16 protein-coding genes are annotated in these 19392 nt (G+C 40.6%); 14 read left to right on the forward strand and 2 right to left on the reverse strand.

The features are described from left to right. Nucleotides 1–269: 269 nt before the first annotated feature. The 10 genes from tsaE to NST80_RS01800 all read left to right on the forward strand — a co-directional run bounded on the left by tsaE (nt 270) and on the right by NST80_RS01800 (nt 8916). Complete coding sequence (gene tsaE / locus NST80_RS01755; RefSeq protein WP_002886612.1) at nt 270–713, forward strand: tRNA (adenosine(37)-N6)-threonylcarbamoyltransferase complex ATPase subunit type 1 TsaE; 444 nt, start codon at nt 270–272, stop codon at nt 711–713. Next, nucleotides 706–1227: a GNAT family N-acetyltransferase gene (locus NST80_RS01760; protein WP_002886613.1), complete on the forward strand. Its 522-nt coding sequence runs from the start codon at nt 706–708 to the stop codon at nt 1225–1227. The genes tsaE and NST80_RS01760 overlap by 8 nt, the downstream gene beginning before the upstream one ends. 8 nt (nt 1228–1235) lie before the next feature. Further along, entirely contained in the window at nt 1236–2489 is a 1254-nt protein-coding gene (locus NST80_RS01765) for an LCP family protein (RefSeq protein WP_002886614.1), read from the forward strand. Nucleotides 2490–2635: 146 nt separating this feature from the next. After that, the gene (gene rimP, locus NST80_RS01770; RefSeq protein ID WP_002883745.1) at nt 2636–3109 is read left to right on the forward strand and encodes a ribosome maturation factor RimP; all 474 of its coding nucleotides are present in this window, start codon (nt 2636–2638) and stop codon (nt 3107–3109) included. Between the two features lie 65 nt (nt 3110–3174). Beyond that, on the forward strand, nt 3175–4374 hold the full coding sequence (gene nusA / locus NST80_RS01775; RefSeq protein ID WP_002886615.1) for a transcription termination factor NusA: 1200 nt from the start codon (nt 3175–3177) through the stop codon (nt 4372–4374). A gap of 20 nt (nt 4375–4394) precedes the next feature. Then, entirely contained in the window at nt 4395–4691 is a 297-nt protein-coding gene (locus NST80_RS01780) for a YlxR family protein (RefSeq protein WP_002883779.1), read from the forward strand. After that, nucleotides 4684–4986 carry a YlxQ-related RNA-binding protein gene (locus tag NST80_RS01785; RefSeq protein ID WP_002883776.1) on the forward strand — a complete coding sequence of 101 codons (303 nt, stop codon included), beginning with the start codon at nt 4684–4686 and terminating at the stop codon, nt 4984–4986. Before NST80_RS01780 ends, NST80_RS01785 begins: the two co-directional genes overlap by 8 nt. Nucleotides 4987–5004: 18 nt before the next feature. Beyond that, complete coding sequence (gene infB, locus NST80_RS01790; protein WP_183138099.1) at nt 5005–7839, forward strand: translation initiation factor IF-2; 2835 nt, start codon at nt 5005–5007, stop codon at nt 7837–7839. Nucleotides 7840–7934: 95 nt separating this feature from the next. Then, nucleotides 7935–8288, forward strand: a complete 354-nt coding sequence (rbfA, locus tag NST80_RS01795) for a 30S ribosome-binding factor RbfA (RefSeq protein ID WP_002883798.1) — start codon at nt 7935–7937, stop codon at nt 8286–8288. A 64-nt stretch (nt 8289–8352) separates the two neighbouring features. Further along, the gene (locus tag NST80_RS01800) at nt 8353–8916 is read left to right on the forward strand and encodes a TIGR00730 family Rossman fold protein (RefSeq protein ID WP_045768762.1); all 564 of its coding nucleotides are present in this window, start codon (nt 8353–8355) and stop codon (nt 8914–8916) included. 19 nt (nt 8917–8935) lie between these two features. Here NST80_RS01800 and NST80_RS01805 read toward each other — a convergent pair whose 3' ends face one another. Continuing rightward, on the reverse strand, nt 8936–10381 hold the full coding sequence (locus tag NST80_RS01805) for a UDP-N-acetylmuramoyl-L-alanyl-D-glutamate--L-lysine ligase (RefSeq protein ID WP_045768761.1): 1446 nt from the start codon (nt 10379–10381) through the stop codon (nt 8936–8938). Nucleotides 10382–10475: 94 nt separating this feature from the next. Between NST80_RS01805 and NST80_RS01810 the strand changes: the two genes are divergently transcribed. From NST80_RS01810 to NST80_RS01825, 4 genes are all read left to right on the forward strand, one after another. Beyond that, nucleotides 10476–12107: a polysaccharide biosynthesis protein gene (locus NST80_RS01810; RefSeq protein WP_342504622.1), complete on the forward strand. Its 1632-nt coding sequence runs from the start codon at nt 10476–10478 to the stop codon at nt 12105–12107. A 115-nt stretch (nt 12108–12222) separates the two neighbouring features. Beyond that, nucleotides 12223–15003 carry a cation-transporting P-type ATPase gene (locus tag NST80_RS01815; protein ID WP_073949268.1) on the forward strand — a complete coding sequence of 927 codons (2781 nt, stop codon included), beginning with the start codon at nt 12223–12225 and terminating at the stop codon, nt 15001–15003. A 293-nt stretch (nt 15004–15296) separates the two neighbouring features. Further along, nucleotides 15297–16391 (forward strand): cystathionine gamma-synthase, encoded by a 1095-nt coding sequence (locus NST80_RS01820; protein WP_073949266.1) that lies wholly within the window; start codon nt 15297–15299, stop codon nt 16389–16391. A gap of 10 nt (nt 16392–16401) precedes the next feature. After that, the gene (locus tag NST80_RS01825) at nt 16402–17565 is read left to right on the forward strand and encodes a MalY/PatB family protein (protein ID WP_021151464.1); all 1164 of its coding nucleotides are present in this window, start codon (nt 16402–16404) and stop codon (nt 17563–17565) included. Between the two features lie 35 nt (nt 17566–17600). Here NST80_RS01825 and NST80_RS01830 read toward each other — a convergent pair whose 3' ends face one another. Next, nucleotides 17601–19322, reverse strand: coding sequence for a glycoside hydrolase family 32 protein (locus NST80_RS01830; protein WP_342504623.1), 1722 nt, complete (start codon nt 19320–19322; stop codon nt 17601–17603). Between the last annotated feature and the right edge of the window lie 70 nt (nt 19323–19392).

Here is a 19392-nt window from a genome sequence, read left to right on the forward strand (position 1 = left end):
AAGTAAAAAGTCTGTACATTTGTCAGGCTTTTTCTTTTGCGATTTTTATCTGGAGGAATGTGAGAGAGTTACTATTGGTTAACTTTTGAAACTATAGTAAGTTTTACAAAAACATTTCTAATCTATGAGTGATTGATGTGGTTAAAATAAATTGAAGATTAAAATACACATCTTAACTTCTTACTTAAATGATTCAATATTTATAAGTTTCTACTGTATTTTTACAGTGGATTCTAGTCCATATTTTTATTTTTTGATATAATGAAAACATGATTTACAGTCAAAATGAAGAAGAATTGATTAGTATCGGCCAAAAGCTAGGTCGACTGCTCGATTCTGGAGATATAATTGTTCTCTCAGGTGATCTGGGAGCTGGCAAAACAACCTTAACTAAGGGAATTGCCAAAGGTTTGGATATTTCACAGATGATAAAGAGTCCAACCTATACTATTGTAAGGGAGTATGAGGGGCGACTGCCACTCTATCATTTAGATGTCTACCGCATTGGTGATGATCCAGATTCTATTGATTTAGATGATTTTCTGTATGGTGAAGGTGTGACAATCATCGAGTGGGGTGAGCTCCTAGACGAGAGTCTGTTAGGGGATTATCTCCTAATTTCGATATCTCATCATGGAGATGGACGTCAGTTGCTTATTGAATCTTTCGGTCCTAGAAGTAAGGAGATTCAGGAGGAAATGGTAAATGGCTGAGCAAGAATTAGTCATTGAGGAAGCTCAAAGAGAGGATGCTGCCTCTCTAGCTTGTTTACTAGAGACTGTAGCCTTGGAATCGGATTTTCTAGCACAAGATGATAGAAGTTCTATACTGAGTGCTGAACAGTTAGCCACTTATATTGAAGGTCATCAGCATAGGCTTAATGAGATTTGTTTGGTGGCGAAATTGGGTCATGAGGTCATTGGTGTTTGTAATGTTACCTCTGATCAAGATACTAAGACTAGTCATATTGGCGATGTATTTATTGCGGTTTCTAAACCCTACTGGGGGAATGGTGTTGGCCAGTTTCTTATGGAAACAATGATTGACTGGACAGATCATACCCCAGCTATCCGCCGCTTAGAGTTGACAGTTCAAGCACGTAATGAACGTGCGGTTCATCTCTATCAAAAATTTGGATTTGACATTGAAGGCACTAAGAAACGTGGTGCAAGAACTAAAAATGGAGAATTTCTAGATGTTTACCTTATGGCTAAACTCATAGATTAGGAAAAAACATGAAACTTGGACGAAAAATTTTATTGATGTTGTTGGCGATTTTTGCAACGACAGTAGTAGCTGCTGGTATTTACCTAACGACAACTTATAATTACGCCACAGGCGAATTGTCAAAAACGTTTAGGGCTTCTAAAGCAACTTCGGGGAATAGTAAGGCTATTCAACAGACTAAGCCTATAACTATTCTCTTGATGGGGGTAGATACAGGATCCAAAGAACGTAAGGAAACCTGGGAAGGAAACTCTGATACCATGATTTTGGTAACAGTGAACCCTAAGACTAAGAAAACAACCATGACCAGTTTGGAACGTGACCTTTTGACAGATATTGAGGGGTCGGGTGAAGCAAAACTAAATTCAGCATATGCTGAAGGTGGTGCTGACTTGGCTATTTCAACCATTCAAAAGGTTTTGGATATTGATATTGACTATTATGCACTGATTAATATGCAGGGTATGATTGATCTGGTAGATGCTGTTGGTGGTATTGAGGTAACGAATCATTTTGATTTTCCAATTTCGATTGCAGAAAATGAACCTGAATTTCAGGCAAAAGTTGAGCCCGGAACCCATAAAATCAATGGTGAGCAAGCTTTAGTCTATTCACGTATGCGTTATGATGACCCTGATGGTGACTATGGTCGACAAAAACGTCAACGTGAGGTTATTCAAAAAGTTGTAGCTAAGCTCTTGAAGATGGACTCTATTGGTTCTTACAAGAAAATTTTATCGGCTGTAAGTTCTAATGTTCAGACAAGTATCGATCTTGGTGATACCAATACTTTGCGTAGCTTGATGGGTTATAGTGATGCCCTTAAAAATATTAAATCATACCAATTGGCCGGTTCGGATGCCATGATCAATGGAGGAAGCTATCAAGTAGCCTCCACTGAGGATATTCTTAAGGTGCAAAATCGTATCAAGAAGGAAGTTGGTAAGAAAAAAGTCTCTGAATCTAATCTTAAGACTAGTTTGGTTCTCTATGGTTCTGGTAGCTCTAACTATGGCTCAGATGATTTTGTTAATTCCAAAGGAAACGTGGCTTCGAGTGAAGTATCTTCAAATTATGAGGCCTGGCCATCTGAGGCAGCAGGTGGTGGATCGGTAAGTACCTACAATGGAGGCACTACCTATAGCAATAACTATAGTGAAAACACAGGTAATTATGTTCAGGAACAAGGTACGACAACCCCTACATACAATAATAATGGATCGGGTGTGACTACTTACAGCACTGTTCCAGCGGCGCAATAAATAAGGTTGGGTGATTCCCAACCTTTTTGCTTTGAAATGATATGGTTATTCCTTGCAATGGCTTTTGAGCTATGCTATAATATAGGAAAATAACGAAAGAGAGGCGGAGTAGAAACTTCGTCTCTTGTGTGTGTAAGGAGGTCATAATGTCGCAAAAAATTATTGATCTCGTGACGGCAGTCGTAGCTCCAGCTATTCCTGAGCCATACGAACTGGTCGATATCGAGTACGAAAAGCTTGGCGGTGACTATGTCTTGTCAGTTTTGATTGATAAGCCAGGAGGTATTACTGTAGAAGATACTGCAGACTTGACTGAAATTATCAGTCCCCTCTTGGATACTATTCAGCCTGATCCTTTCCCGGATCAATACATGCTGGAAGTTTCTAGTCCAGGGTTAGAGCGTCCCTTAAAAACCAAAGAAGCTTTGACAAATGCTGTTGGTCAATATATCAATGTTAGTCTTTACAAGGCTATTGATAAGATCAAGATTTTCCAAGGTGACTTGGTGGCCTTTGATGGGGAAACCCTAACAATTGATTACCTTGATAAGACTCGCCATAAAACTGTTGAGATTCCCTATCAAACAGTTGCTAAAGCTCGTTTGGCAGTCAAACTCTAAAACTCTTAGTGTAAATAAAGAAAGGATGCCAGTTTTAGCCTTTAGAGGCTAAAACAACAAAGAATATGAGCAAAGAAATGCTAGAAGCCTTCCGTGTCTTGGAAGAAGAAAAACACATTAACAAGGAAGATATCATCGATGCTGTGGTTGAATCGCTTAAGTCAGCCTACAAGCGTCGTTATGGTCAGTCAGAATCAGCTGTAGTTGAATTCAATGAAAAAACAGGTGATTTTCAAGTTTATACTGTTCGTGAAGTTGTAGATGAAGTCTTTGATAGTCGTTTGGAAATTAGCTTGAAAGATGCCCTTGCTATCAGCTCTGCCTACGAGCTTGGTGACAAGATTCGTTTTGAAGAGTCAGTCGATGAATTTGGCCGTGTCGCAGCGCAATCTGCCAAACAAACCATTATGGAAAAGATGCGCAAGCAGATGCGTGAAATCACTTATAATGATTATAAGCAACATGAAGGTGAAATCATGCAAGGAACAGTTGAACGCTTTGACCAACGTTTCATTTATGTCAATCTTGGAACACTTGAAGCTCAATTGTCACGCCAAGACCAAATTCCTGGTGAAAGCTTTAAGTCACACGACGTCATCGATGTTTATGTTTATAAAGTTGAAAACAACCCTAAGGGTGTTAACGTCTTTGTAAGTCGTAGCCATCCAGAATTCATCAAACGTATCATGGAACAAGAAATTCCTGAAGTATTTGATGGAACTGTAGAAATCATGAGCGTGTCTCGTGAAGCTGGTGATCGTACCAAAGTTGCTGTTCGTAGTCATAACCCTAACGTTGATGCTATTGGTACTATCGTTGGTCGTGGTGGAAGCAACATCAAGAAAGTTGTCAGCCGTTTCCACCCAACACGTTTGGATGCTAAGACAGGAATTGAAGTTCCTGTTGAGGAAAATATTGATGTTATTCAATGGGTTGAAGATCCAGCTGAATTTATCTACAATGCTATTGCACCGGCTGAAGTGGACTATGTTCTCTTTGACGAAGATGATAGCAAACGTGCGACAGTAGTTGTACCAGATAACAAATTATCTCTTGCAATTGGTCGTCGTGGACAAAACGTTCGTTTGGCAGCTCATTTGACTGGTTACCGTATTGACATCAAGTCAGCTTCTGAATATGAAGCACTCGAAGCTGAAAAAGCTGAGGCTGCTACTGAGGAAGTTGTTGACGAGATTGTTGCAGAAGATGCTACACCTGTTGAAGTCACAACAGAAGAAGTAACTGAAACAACAGAAGCAGAATAAGAAGAACATAGAGGTGTTTGATGGCTAAAACACGAAAAATACCTTTACGTAAATCAGTTGTCTCAGGAGAAATCATTGATAAACGTGATTTGCTCCGCATTGTAAAAACTAAAGATGGTGAGATTTTCATTGATCCAACAGGAAAGAAAAATGGCCGAGGTGCTTACATTAAATTAGATAATGAAGAAGCTCTCCAAGCTAAAAAGAAACGTGCTTTTAACCATAGTTTCTCCATGGATGTTCCTGAAAGTTTTTATGATGAACTCATTGCTTATGTGGATCACAAGGTCAAAAGAAGAGAGTTAGGTCTTGAATAACACAGAAAAATTGTCAAATATGTTAGGACTGGCACAAAGAGCTGGAAAACTTATTTCTGGCGAAGAACTTGTCATCAAGGCAGTTCAATCAGGGCAGGCGAGACTAGTTTTTCTTGCCAATGATGCTGGTAGTAACGTGACTAAAAAGACGACTGATAAATGTAACTACTATAATATAGAAGTCTCCACAGTGTTTAACGCACTGGAATTAAGCATGGCTATTGGTAAACCAAGAAAAACGGTTGCTGTAGTTGATGCTGGATTTTCAAAGAAAATGAGGACTCTTATGGACTAAAGAATAGGAGGACATCACGTGTCAAAGAAACGATTATATGAAATCGCAAAAGAGGTTGGTGTAGAAAGCAAGGTTGTTGTTGCAAAAGCTCAAGAACTTGGTCTTTCTGTGAAGAGCCACTCCTCATCAGTTGAAGAAGCTGATGCTAATCGTATCACTTCAAGTTTAAAAGGGGGAACAGCTAAGGCTGAAAGCAAGCCAGCTCCTAAAGCGACACCAACTCCTAAAGAGGAAAAGGTAGCGCCTAAGGTTGATAAGGCACCTGTTGCCAAATCAGCTCCAGCTAAAGAAGTATCAAAGGCTGAAGTCAAAGAAGCCCCTGCGACTCCGAAAAAACCACAAAGCCGTAATTTTAAGGCAGAACGTGAAGCACGTGCCAAGGCAGAAGCAGAGCGTCGTCAAAACGGCGGAGGCCGTGACAACCGTAATCGTAACCGAAATCAACAAGGAAACGATCAAGGTAAACGTCAGAATAATGATCGTCGCAACCAAAATGGAAATGGTCAAGGTAACCGTAACAATGGAAACCGCGATAACAATAGTAATCGTGACCGTAATTTCCAAGGTAAACAGCGCAATGATCAAGGTCGAAATAAACGTAACGATGCTGCCCGCAACAATCAGGCAGGTCCACGTATTGACTTTAAAGCGCGTGCAGCAGCCTTGAAAGCAGAGCAAAATGCAGAGTATTCACGTCAAAGTGAAACACGCTTCCGTGAAGAAAAAGCTGCAGAGCAACGCCGTGCGAAAGAGCAGGAAAAGGCAAGAAAAGAAAAACAACAGGCTGAAGTCGCTGCTCAAAAAGCAGTTGCTGAAGCTAAGCCAGCTCCTAAGCCAGCACCGGCTGCTCAACCAGCTCCAGCTGCGCAAGCACAAGATACACGTCGTAAAAAGGCACGTCCAGATAAATCACGTGATAATCGTCGCGAGAATGAAGATGGACCTAAGCAAACAAGAAATAATAAGTGGAATAATCAAAACCAAGTGAGAAATCAACGAAATAGTAACTGGAATAAAAACAAAAATAAAAAAGGTAAAAATAACCGTGGTAATTCAGCTCCAAAACCAGTAACAGAGCGTAAATTCCATGAATTACCAAAAGAATTTGAATATACTGAAGGCATGACGGTTGCAGAAATCGCAAAACGTATTAAACGTGAGCCAGCTGAAATCGTTAAGAAACTCTTCATGATGGGTGTTATGGCAACTCAGAACCAATCTCTTGATGGGGATACTATTGAGTTGTTGATGGTTGACTACGGTATTGAGGCAACCAAGAAAGAAGAAGTCGATAATGCTGATATCGAACGTTTCTTTGTTGACGAAGACTACCTCAATAAAGAGGCTATGGTAGAACGTGCACCAGTTGTTACTATCATGGGACACGTTGACCATGGTAAAACAACCCTTCTTGATACCCTTCGTAACTCACGTGTTGCGACTGGAGAAGCTGGTGGTATCACACAGCATATTGGTGCCTACCAAATTGAAGAGGGTGGTAAGAAAATCACCTTCCTTGATACTCCAGGACACGCGGCCTTTACATCTATGCGTGCCCGTGGTGCTTCTGTTACAGATATTACTATCTTGATTGTAGCTGCGGATGACGGTGTAATGCCACAAACTATTGAAGCCATCAACCACTCTAAGGCTGCTGGTGTTCCAATCATTGTTGCGATTAACAAGATTGATAAACCAGGTGCTAACCCAGAGCGTGTAATCGGTGAATTGGCTGAACATGGCGTTATCTCAACTGCATGGGGTGGTGATAGCGAATTCGTTGAAATTTCAGCGAAGTTTGGTCAAAATATTGAAGAGTTGCTTGAAACAGTTCTTCTTGTGGCTGAAGTGGAAGAACTTAAAGCTGACCCAACAGTTCGTGCCATCGGTACCGTTATTGAAGCGCGTTTGGATAAAGGTAAAGGTGCGGTTGCAACCCTCCTTGTTCAACAAGGTACCTTGCATGTTCAAGACCCAATCGTTGTTGGTAATACCTTCGGTCGTGTCCGTGCTATGACCAATGACCTTGGTCGTCGTATTAAGACTGCAGCACCATCAACACCAGTTTCAATTACTGGTTTGAACGAAGCGCCTATGGCGGGTGACCATTTTGCCGTTTATGAAGACGAAAAAGCAGCTCGTGCAGCCGGTGAAGAACGTGCCAAACGTGCCCTTATGAAACAACGTCAACAAACACATCGTGTTAGTCTTGATAACCTCTTTGATACCCTTAAAGCTGGTGAATTGAAGACTGTTAATGTTATCATCAAGGCTGACGTACAAGGTTCTGTTGAAGCCTTGGCAGCATCACTTCTCAAGATTGATGTTGAGGGTGTTCGTGTTAATGTTGTTCACTCAGCAGTAGGTGCTATCAACGAATCTGATATTACTCTTGCGGAAGCTTCAGATGCTGTTGTTATCGGATTTAACGTTCGTCCTACCCCACAAGCACGTCAACAAGCGGAAACTGATGAAGTTGAAATTCGTCTTCACAGCATCATCTACAAGGTTATCGAAGAAATCGAAGATGCCATGAAAGGGATGCTTGATCCTGAATTTGAAGAAAAAGTCATTGGTGAAGCTATTATCCGTGAAACCTTCAAAGTTTCTAAAGTCGGAACAATCGGTGGGTTCATGGTTACTAGTGGTAAAATCACTCGTGATTCAAGTGCCCGTGTGATTCGTGATGGTGTCGTTATTTTTGATGGTAAATTGGCAAGCTTAAAACACTTTAAAGATGACGTTAAAGAAGTCGGAAACGCTCAAGAGGGTGGTTTGATGATTGAAAACTATAACGATATTAAAGTTGATGACGTTATCGAAGCTTACATTATGGAAGAAATTAAACGTTAATTTTGTTAGCTTTTAAGAAAGCTTACTTAGGAGACAAAGCTAGGTCATCTGGCCTGGCTTTTGTTCCATCATAATAAGAGAGAAAGGATAAGACTATGGGAAATTCATTTCGTGTAGACCGTGTTGGTATGGAAATCAAACGTGAGGTCAATGAAATTCTTCAAAAGAAAGTTCGTGACCCACGCGTGCAAGATGTCACTATCACAGATGTACAGATGCTTGGTGATTTGTCAGCTGCTAAGATTTTTTACACTATTCATTCAACCTTGGCCTCAGATAACCAAAAAGCACAAACTGGTCTTGAAAAGGCTACTGGGACAATCAAGCGTGAACTTGGTAAAAAATTGACTATGTATAAGATTCCGGATTTGACCTTTATTAAAGATGAGTCTATCGAATACGGTAATAAAATTGATGAAATGCTTCGTAATTTGGAGCGTAAAGACTAAGAAAAAATTCCTGTCAGTTATGGCAGGAATTTTGCGTTATAATAGAATAAAAAGGAGGACTTCAATGAAAGTAACGGTCTATTTGGGAGCTAATATGGGTGATAATCCTAGCTTTAAGAAAGCAACGATTGCCTTGGGTCAGTGGATTGCTAAAAATGGGCATACCCTAGTCTATGGTGGCAGTAAGATGGGACTTATGGGAGTTCTTGGTGATACGGTTTTGGAAAATGGTGGACAGGCTCATGGCATTATGCCACAATTCCTCAAAGATAGGGAGATAGCTTATGAGGGGTTAACCTCAATGACAATAGTAGAAACTATGGCAGAACGAAAGACTGCTATGCTAGAGCAAGGAGATCTCTTTATCGCCCTTCCAGGAGGTCTAGGGACACTGGAAGAAATCTCTGAAGCTATTGCAGCTGCTCGAGTCGGTAAGTTGGACAAACCCTGTGTTTTCTTCAATCTCAAGGGCTATTATGATGCTATGAAAACGATGTTAGATACCATGGTTGCTCATGATTTTTTGGAGGCTGAAACTGCAGCAAAATTCCTCTTTACAGATGATTTTTCAGAAATTGAAGCTTTTGTCCAGTCTTATGAACCACCTCAATTGAGACGTTATCGGTAGTGTTGCTTTAATTAAATCTTTACAAATATTTCTTAGCGACTTCAATATCGCCAGCATAGTTATCACGTTTACCATTTACGATCTGGAAGGCATCGGCACCTTTACCAGCGATAACCACAGCGTCTTTGGAGTCTGTAGTCTCAGACATTGCTGTTTTAATAGCTTCCTCTCGATCAACAATGATACGAACCTCGCGACTGATGTGGCTAGCAATTTCCTGACAGATAGCAAGAGGATCTTCCTTGTTAGGATCATCAGCTGTTAGGATGACATCAACATCAGGGTAGGTATTGAGGACATGCCCAAAGTCTTTACGACGACTTTCACCCTTATTTCCAGGAGCTCCTAGAATTAAACTAATACAACCATCTTGATGGCTAGTTACGACTTGTAAGAGCTTATTTAGGCTATCCCCATTGTGAGCATAGTCAACAAATGTCTTAGCTCCATTAGTTTGGATTAGAACCTCCATACGCCCTGGAACAGAGGTTTGAGCGATTCCTTCCTTGATGTCTTGAAGGCTAGCTCCGAGACGTAGGCAGGCCAGACCAGCAGCCATAGCATTATCCTGGTTAAAGTCACCGATAAGTTGGATATCATAGTCACCAGCTAATTTCCCACTTGCCTTAAAGCTAAAACCTGAGCCATGTTTAACAGCATTGTCGGAGTTTTTACCATAGAAGTCATGCTCTTTATCCGCAACTTCCTCAGCGATAAAAGCAAAGTGATCCATACCGCTATTGACGATAACAACTCGACTGTTTTCCAAGAGGAGGCGCTTATGGTAGAAGTAGTCTTCAAAGGTTGGATGTTCAATAGGCCCAATATGGTCTGGGCTGATGTTAAGAAAGACACCTACATCAAAAGTCAGTCCATAGACACGCTTTGTCAGATAGGCTTGACTTGAGACTTCCATAATCAGATGGGTCATACCATTAGCAACAGCTTCAGCCATCATACGGAAAAGGTCCAAACTCTCAGGTGTTGTTAAGGTAGACTTGAAGAAGGTTTTTCCGTCTAGTGTCGTGTTCATGGTTGAAAGCATAGCAGGTTTATGACTTTGCTTGAGAATATTGAAGGCAAAGTAGGCTGCTGTAGTTTTCCCTTTTGTCCCAGTAAAAGCCAGCAATTTAAGCTTGTTTTGAGGGTATTGGTAGAAGGCCTGAGCAACGAGGCTCATAGCCTGCTTGATATCTGATACGATAATGGCAGGAATTCCCACTTGATAATCTTTTTCAGCCACGTAGAAACTCAAGCCAGCTTTGACAGCATTCTCTAAAAATTCAGGCTTGAAGGCAGCTCCTTTGGCAAAGAAGAGGGACGATGGTGTGACATCACGACTATCATAAGAAAGATGATCAAAAGTCACCCCAGTCCATGAATAGTAGTACTTGTCTTGGTCGATAATATCTCTAAAATTATGGTCCTTTTTAAGAACCTCTAGAACTTGTTCAATAGTAATCATAGTTCCTATTTTAGCCTTAATGTTCTTGTTTTACAAGTCACAGCCAAAAGTTTATAATAAACTAGATTATATTTTATTCTCTAGAAAGAAAGTTATGACTGAAACTAAAACTGATACACAGCAGCAGCAGATGCTAAGAGGGACGGCATGGATGACAGCATCCAATATTATCAGCCGTCTATTAGGGGCACTCTACATTATTCCTTGGTATGCTTGGATGGGTAAACAAGGTGACCAAGCCAATGCCCTCTTTGGTCAAGGGTATAATATTTATGCTCTTTTCCTCTTGATTTCAACAGCGGGTATTCCAGTCGCAATTGCCAAACAGGTGTCTAAATACAACACACTTGGAAAGATGGAGACGAGTTTCTTCTTACTCAAGCGTATCTTGTATTACATGATTGGTCTCGGAGTGATCTTTGGCGTTTTCATGTACTTTGCTTCGCCGTGGATGTCTTACCTTTCTGGGGGAGACGAAGATCTGGTTCGCGTCATGCGTAGTCTTTCTTGGGCAGTTGTTATTTTCCCATCGATGTCTGTTTTACGAGGCTTTTTCCAAGGCTTTAACAACATGAAGCCTTATGCCTTGAGTCAGATTGCGGAACAGATTATCCGTGTTATTTGGATGCTGTTGGCTACCTTCTTCATCATGAAAATTGGGACAGGCGATTATGTGACAGCAGTTGTTCAATCGACTTTTGCCGCTTTCATCGGAATGTTGGCTAGTTATGGGGTGCTTTTCTTCTACCTTTGGAAGGAGGGGAAACTCAAGAGTCTTTTTGGCAAGCAGGTTGTTCATCCGGATATCAATCCAACTGCAATTGTTATTGAAACCTTTAAGGAAGCCATTCCTTTCATTATTACTGGATCTGCTATTCAGCTTTTCCAACTGATTGATCAATGGACCTTTATCCGTACTATGGAGAAGTTTACAAGCTATAGTAATAGTCAACTTCAGGTTCTCTATGCTTACTTGTCTTCAAACCCAAGTAAGATTACCATGATTTTGATTGCCGTTGCTCTTTCTATTGCCGGGGTTGGGATTCCACTCTTGACTGAAAATATGGTTAAGAAAGATCTTAAGGGAGCGGCTAAACTGATTATCAATAACCTCCAGTTGCTTTTACTCTTTATTGTTCCTGCCATTATAGGATCAGTGATTTTAGCTAAACCACTTTACACAGTTTTTTACGGGGCACCAGATAGTCAAGCACACCTGCTCTTTGTAGCTAGTCTGATTCAAGTTATTTTCTTGGCCTTGTATAGCGTTTTAGCACCAATGCTTCAGGCAATCTTTGAAACCCGTAAAGCTATCAACTATTTTGCGATTGGGGTTTTAGTTAAGGCAATCCTACAGTTACCATTGATTATTTTCTTAGGAGCCCTTGGCCCTGTTATTTCAACAGCCCTCGGTTTAGGTGTTCCAATTGCTCTCATGTATAATCACCTCCACACTGTTACGCACTTTAGTCGTAAGACAGTGTTTAGAAAAGCCTTGCTCATCTGTATCCTTACGGTACTCATGGCTATTCCAGTTGCAGTCTTCTATTGGTTGTTCCAGTTTGTATTGTCACCAACAAGCCGTATGGGTAGTGTGATTTACTTGGTCATTGGAGGAGGCCTTGGAATCGGTGTCTATGGCGTTCTTGCTCTTGTAACTCGTATGGCTGACCAACTACTTGGTGCCCGAGCTGCGAGTCTGCGTGCTAAATTACATATTAAATAAAATCTAAACCAAGTCATGTGGCTTGGTTTTTTCTTTTCAACATTTTCTGAAAAAGGGGTATAATAGGGGTGAAAAAATGAAATCGTTTTAATGATTTAGAATCGAGGAAAGGATTATGGTTGATTCTAGACAAGAACATATAAAATTAGGGACCTATCCTCCCGAACAAGTTTACCAAGTCTTGCAGACAAGCCCTCAGGGTTTGAGCTCACAAGAGGTTAAGGAGAGGCAGGCGACGTATGGCCCTAACCAATTGAAGGAAAGTAAGAAGGAGCCTATTTGGCTGACCTTTTTCAGACATTTTACTAGTCTTATGGCACTCTTATTGTGGGGTGGTGGCTTTATCGCCATGCTTTCTCATAGTTTAGAGTTGGGGATTGCAATTTGGTTGGTCAATATTATTAATGGTCTCTTTAGCTTTATTCAAGAATATAGGGCGAGTCAGGCTACGGCAGCTCTTAATAAGCTTCTTCCATCCTATGCGCGAGTTCTTCGTGATGGTAAGGAGGATAAGATTCTAGCTCAGGACTTGGTGCCAGGTGACTTGGTTTTCATTGAAGAAGGAGACCGTATTTCTGCAGATGGACGCTTGGTCGCTGTGACAGATTTGCAGGTTAACCAGTCTGCCCTCACTGGTGAGTCTAATCCTATTTATAAGTCAGATCAAGCAGATTTGACTCCCGACAAGACTGAGTTAGAGTATGACAATATGGTGTTTGCGGGGACTACAGTCTCTTCTGGTTCTGGACATTTTATAGTATCTGCTATCGGGATGAAAACTGAGTTTGGACAGATTGCGGATTTGACACAGAATCTTGCTCAGGAAAAGAGTCCCCTTCAGAAGGAATTGGACCATTTGACTAAACAGATTTCAGTTATTGCGGTGTCTGTAGGTCTCTTCTTTATGGTGGCAGCGACTCTATTTGTCCACCAACCTTTGTCTCAAGCCTTTATTTTTGCATTGGGGATGATTGTGGCCTTTATTCCTGAGGGGCTTCTTCCCACAGTTACTCTTTCTCTAGCCATGGCCGTTCAGCGCATGGCTAAGGACCATGCTTTGGTTAAGAAGCTGTCTTCGGTTGAGACGCTAGGAGCAACTTCTGTTATTTGTTCGGATAAAACAGGGACTTTGACGCAAAATGCCATGACGGTTAACCACTTGTGGACTTTGTCAGACAGTTATGAGGTCACTGGGCTAGGTTATGCATCAGAAGGACAGATTGAGCAGGAAGGACGGCCTGTTTCTCTTGAAGAAAATGAGCTTCTTAATCGTTTGGTCCGCTTCTCTCATTTGGCTAGTAATGCTCAAGTTGTGGCTCCTAGTGCTGATAATCCCAATTTTACAATTTTAGGTGATCCAACTGAGGCTTGTCTTAATGTTCTCGCCGAAAAAGCAGGAATTAATTTAAATGACAATCATACTTGGGCCCCTCGCCTCAAGGAGATCCCCTTTGATTCTGATCGTAAACGGATGACAACAGTGCATAAGCTTGAGTCAGGATTGGATGGCAGTCACCATATTTCTATCACCAAAGGTGCTCCGAAAGAAGTGATGGAGCTTTGCTCAGACTATTATGATAATCAAGGAATGATTAAATCATTGACAGCTACTGAGCGTCAGGCTATCCTTGCGGCCAACGACCAGTTTGCCCGAGACGGTTTACGTGTTTTAGCTGTGGCCTATAGACCTTTAGACAGTGAGCATATTGGAGAAGACAAATGGGACATGCAGACCTTGGAGGACAATATGGTCTTTCTAGGCTTGGTTGCCATGAGTGATCCGCCACGTCAGGGTGTGCGTGAAGCCATTGAAAAATGCCATAGAGCTAGTATTCGTATTATCATGGTGACAGGTGATTATGGTTTGACAGCTCTTAGCATTGCTAAGAAAATCGGAATTGTACAAGGAGACGATGCGCGTGTTGTTTCAGGCCTTGAACTAGCTGATATGGATGATAATCAGCTCAAGGAAGCTCTTAAAGGCGAAATCGTTTTTGCTCGTGTAGCACCTGAACAAAAATACCGTGTGGTCAACGCCCTTCAAGAACTTGGCGAAGTTGTCGCTGTTACTGGTGATGGTGTTAATGATGCCCCTGCCCTTAAAAAAGCTGATATCGGTGTAGCTATGGGGCTATCAGGAACTGATGTTGCCAAGGAATCTGCAGATATGATCTTAACAGATGATCATTTTGCTTCTATTGTTCATGCTGTTGAAGAGGGTCGTGCAGTTTATAGAAATATTCAAAAATTCCTGACTTACATTTTTAATTCCAACACACCAGAAGCTGTACCCTCTGCTTTCTTCTTGTTCTCTTTGGGACGTATACCTCTTCCCTTAACGGTTATGCAAATCCTAGCCATCGACCTGGGAACAGATATGATGCCTGCTTTGGGGCTAGGGGTTGAACCGCCTGAAGAGGGCGTTATGGACAGACCACCAAGACGTCTTTCAGATCGCTTGCTCAATCGACAATTATTGATTAAAGCTTTTGTCTGGTATGGACTGATTGAAGCAGCCTTAGCTATGGGGGCTTTCTTCCTTAATTATTGGGTTAATCAAGGTAATTTAAACCATTTGGCCAGCTCAGGTCCTCTCTATCGAGAGGCAACTACCATGACCTTAGGAGCTATTATCTTTACTCAAATTGGTATGGCTATGAATAGTCGTAAAGGTAGAGGGTCTATATTCCAAGTTAAACCATTTGCTAATCGGATTATTAGCTTAGGGATTGTTTTAGAAATTGTCCTCTTTATTATCCTGTCTTACGTGCCTTTCTTCCACACGCTATTTAACACTGCACCCATTGGACTTGATGATTGGCTCTATTTACTTGCTTGTCCGTTTGTTATTATGGCTTTGGAAGAAATCAGATATCGCTTATTTGATAAAAAGTAAGTCAGTGGCATACCTTAGATTGAAGCAAGACTTTTAAATCGTTTTTTAGTGCTTGAAACTATGATGTTTCAGGCACTTTTTGATGCTTGAAAATCTACTTTAGACAATCTCAAAAATTGGCCTTATTTTAAATTAGAGTCAGTATCTATCTGTCTTTTTAGGTTATAGAAATAAACTATAACTAACTATCAAGAATCCGTATGATGAACTTACCATTATTTTCAGAAAATAGTGATAAAATAGAGGTCATAGATATGGAGTATATCCACTTTACCATGTAGAAAGGGCACATTATGACACAAGAATATCAATTAGAAACCATTTTGGCACACGCAGGAATCAATTCGGATGAAGCAACAGGAGCCTTGGCTTCACCAATTCATTTTTCAACAACTTACCAACATCCAGAATTTGGCCATTCTACTGGTTTTGACTATACACGAACTAAAAATCCAACACGCGCAACAGTGGAAAAAACACTTGCAGCTATTGAAAAAGCAGATTATGCTATTGCGACAAGTTCAGGGATGAGCGCCATTGTTTTGGCTTTTGAAATTTTCCCAGTAGGCAGTAAGGTTGTAGCTGCGCGTGATCTTTACGGGGGTTCTTTCCGTTGGTTTAATGACAAGGAAAAAGAAGGTCGTTTCTTTTTTGAATACACAAATACAGAAGATGAGATGATTGCGGCTATTACAGAAAATACCGATATTGTCTACATCGAAACACCGACAAACCCACTTATGATTGAGTTTGATATTGAAAAAGTGGCCAAAATTGCTCATGACAAGGGTGCGGTGGTTATTGTTGATAATACTTTCTATAGCCCAATCTATCAAACCCCGATTACTCAAGGTGCTGATATCGTTGTCCATTCAGCTACTAAATACCTATCAGGGCATAATGATGTTTTGGCTGGTGTTGTTGTGACCAGCAACCAAGAATTCTACGATAAACTTTATTATAACCTCAATACGACTGGTCCTACCTTGTCACCATTTGATAGCTATATGCTCATGCGTGGTCTTAAAACCTTAAAACTTCGAATGGAGGCATCGACAGCCAATGCTCAAGAAGTTGTAGCTTTCTTAGAAAAGTCACCAGCTGTTAAGGAAGTCCTCTATCCAGGCAAGGGTGGTATGATTTCCTTCAAAGTGGCTAATCAAGACAAGATTCCAACCATTATCAATTCCCTAAAAGTCTTTACCTTTGCGGAGAGCCTAGGTGGTGTTGAAAGCTTGATTACCTACCCAACGACACAAACCCACGCAGATATTCCAGGTGATGTGCGTGCTTCCTATGGTTTGACAGACGACTTGCTTCGTCTTTCAATTGGTATTGAAGCAGCACAAGATTTGATTGCTGACTTGGAAAATGCCCTTAGTCTTTAAGGAGTTATCTATGACACGTTATGATTTTACAACACAACCAAATCGCTTGGATCAAAATACCATGAAATGGCACGAAGCCGAAAGTAATCCAGAACTGCTTGAGCTTTGGGTTGCTGATATGGACTTCCTACCTGTTCCTGAGATTAGGGATGCAGTTATCAACTATGCTGAGACACATATTTTTGGTTATCCTTATCCAAGTGAAGAGCTTTACCAGTCAATCATTAATTGGGAAAAAAATCAACACGGTTACGTCGTTGATAAAGAGAGTATTGTTCTCATTGAAGGTGTTGTTCCAGCCATTTCAACAGCTATTCAAGCCTTTACCAAAGAAGGCGACGCTGTTCTCATCAACACACCAGTTTATCCGCCTTTTGCTCGTTCGGTCCGTTTGAATAATCGTCGATTGATTGAAAATAGTCTTGTTAAGGTTAATGGGCATTTCGAAATTGATTTTGAACAATTGGAACGTGATATCGTCGAGAATGATGTTAAACTTTATGTTTTTTGTAGCCCACATAATCCAGGTGGGCGTGTCTGGACCAAAGAGGAATTGACCAAGGTAGCAGATTTGTGTCAGAAACATGGTGTCCTCTTGGTATCTGATGAGATCCACCAAGACTTAGCCCTATATGGGAATAAGCACATCTCTATGAATACCATTTCAGATGCTTACAAGGACTTTACCTTGGTGCTTAGTTCGGCTACTAAAACCTTTAATATTGCTGGTACCAAAAACAGTTTTACTATCATTGAAAATGAAGACTTACGTAAAGCCTTTAAACAAAAGCAGTTGGCAAATAATCAACATGAAATTCCAACCATTGGTTTGATTACAACCCAAGCAGCTCTGACCTATGGGCAACCTTGGTTAGAGGAATTGAAGACTGTCTTTGAAACTAATATTGACCTTTTAACCAAGGAACTTAGTGAAAAGACTAATATCAAAGTCATGAAACCTGAGGGAACTTACTTGGTTTGGCTTGATTTTTCAGCCTATGATCAAGACCATAATGAACTTGGACGTTTGCTTAAAGAAGAAGCCAAGGTAGTGCTAAATGACGGTATTACTTTTGGTTCTGAAGGAGAGAAACATTTCCGCTTTAACGTAGCTACGCCAACTACAGTTGTTGCTGAAGGAGTTAAACGTCTCGTTTCTGTCTTTGGAAAATAATAAAAGTGATGCAAATAGCATCACTTTTATTATTGTTATGAGTGTACATCGTAGATTTTCAAGTTTAATAGTAGATCTTCCTGAGTGGAGAAAACCTTGACATCCTGCTTGCCAGAGGTATTAAATCTGGCTAGAGTGTAGGTTTGGCCATTGGGGAAGAAAATTTCCAAGCTACGATTGTCTGTAATAAGCGTTATAGTGATATTATCAGTTTCCTTATAGAGACTGTCAGCTTTATAACCTTGACCGTTACCTAAGAGTCCATCGTAATAGTAAGAAGAGGCAGTTTGACTACCATCCATGCTGTTGTTCAGTTCAGCAGCATAGGTAGAGACCTGATAGGTACCACTTGTTATTTGGTAGGCGATTTTAACGTAATCAGAGCCTTGCCAGATATCAATGTAGATATAGCCTCCTTCTTTCTTAATATTTGAAAAATGCAGTTGGTAATACCCCGCACTATTTTTTTCAGCAAGGTCAAGAAGGCCATTAGCATTCTGATTGTGACTTTTATCAATCCAAGGTTTTCTATTGTCACTGGTGAGTGGTCTTTGACTCGAAATGTTGCCGTTTTGATTTTTGAGGGTTAATTGTTCATTTTTATAGAGGGGAGCAGACTGAATAATACCGTTCTTATCCAGTTGTAGCTGTCTGGGTGTAGTGTAAAAACCGATAGTTTTTAGAAAATCACTCTTGGCCTCTTGGTCACTGTGAATGCCTGACGTGAAGTAATTCCAATTACCAACCCAGCCAAGACTGATAAGGTTATGATTGCTTTCTTCGATTCGATTGCTTCCAGTGAAGTTAGCGCCATAATAGTCTGAGCCTTGATCTAAGCGTTTTGTTTCTGTATCTGCAATAAATAAGCCGTTACCATCTAAATGCCCTACAGTATAGTAGGTTCCAGTTGTTTCGCCTGAAGCTGTATCCTTAGCTCCAAAAAAGAGAACTTGCTTGTCCTGACCGTCAGTTGTTGTCATTGTTTTGAGAACGGGACACTCGATAGGAGCGTTGTCCTGCCAGTTACGACCCTTAAAAAATGTTTCGGGTAGGATTTTGGAGTCTCCCTTGCTATCTTCTTTGGTCCAGTTGATACCATCTTGAGATTGATAAACACCTAAGGCGTTACCTTCAGCGACATACATGAGTAATTTGTCTTTGAAGTGGAAGACATAAGGATCGCGGAAATCTTTACCGTTATAGGATTGTTCCTTTGTCAATAAAGGTTTACCATCTTTTAGGGAATTAGTAAAGCTAGCTCCCTTGTCATTTGATGCACTAGCATAGATTGCCTGGCTTCCATCATCCATGAGTCCAGTAAAATAGGCGACAGGTTCTTCGTTTTGGATACCAGAAATCCCCTGACTATCTGTGACTACACTACCTGTCCAAGCAGAATGCCACCCCTCTTTAGGGTCACCACCCTTTGCTGGTATAGCAGTCTCTTGTTTACTATAGGTGATAAAATCTTTAGTCGTTGTATGTGTCCAATCTTGACCGTTGGGTCCAAAAGGATCAGTAGCCCCATCCACAGAGTGTAGAAAATAGATATCATAGTAATTTTTTTCTTGATTCCACACGATAGTCTGTAGGTCGTTAGACCATCCTTTATGAGATGCTAGATGAAAGGTTTGACTCACAGAAACCTTATTTGTTTTTTGGGAAGGATTGTTAGCGTTCTCATTTTTTATTATAAAAACAAAAAATAAGATTAAAAAAGCAATAATAAAAATTAGAGAAGGATATTTTGATTCCATATAGTAATATTTCCTGATTAAATTGCATGTTTTTATAGTTATTATTTTAACAAAAAAATAGTTTTTTACA

The organism is Streptococcus sp. FSL K6-1323 (assembly GCF_038630745.1).
GTDB lineage: Bacteria > Bacillota > Bacilli > Lactobacillales > Streptococcaceae > Streptococcus > Streptococcus salivarius_D.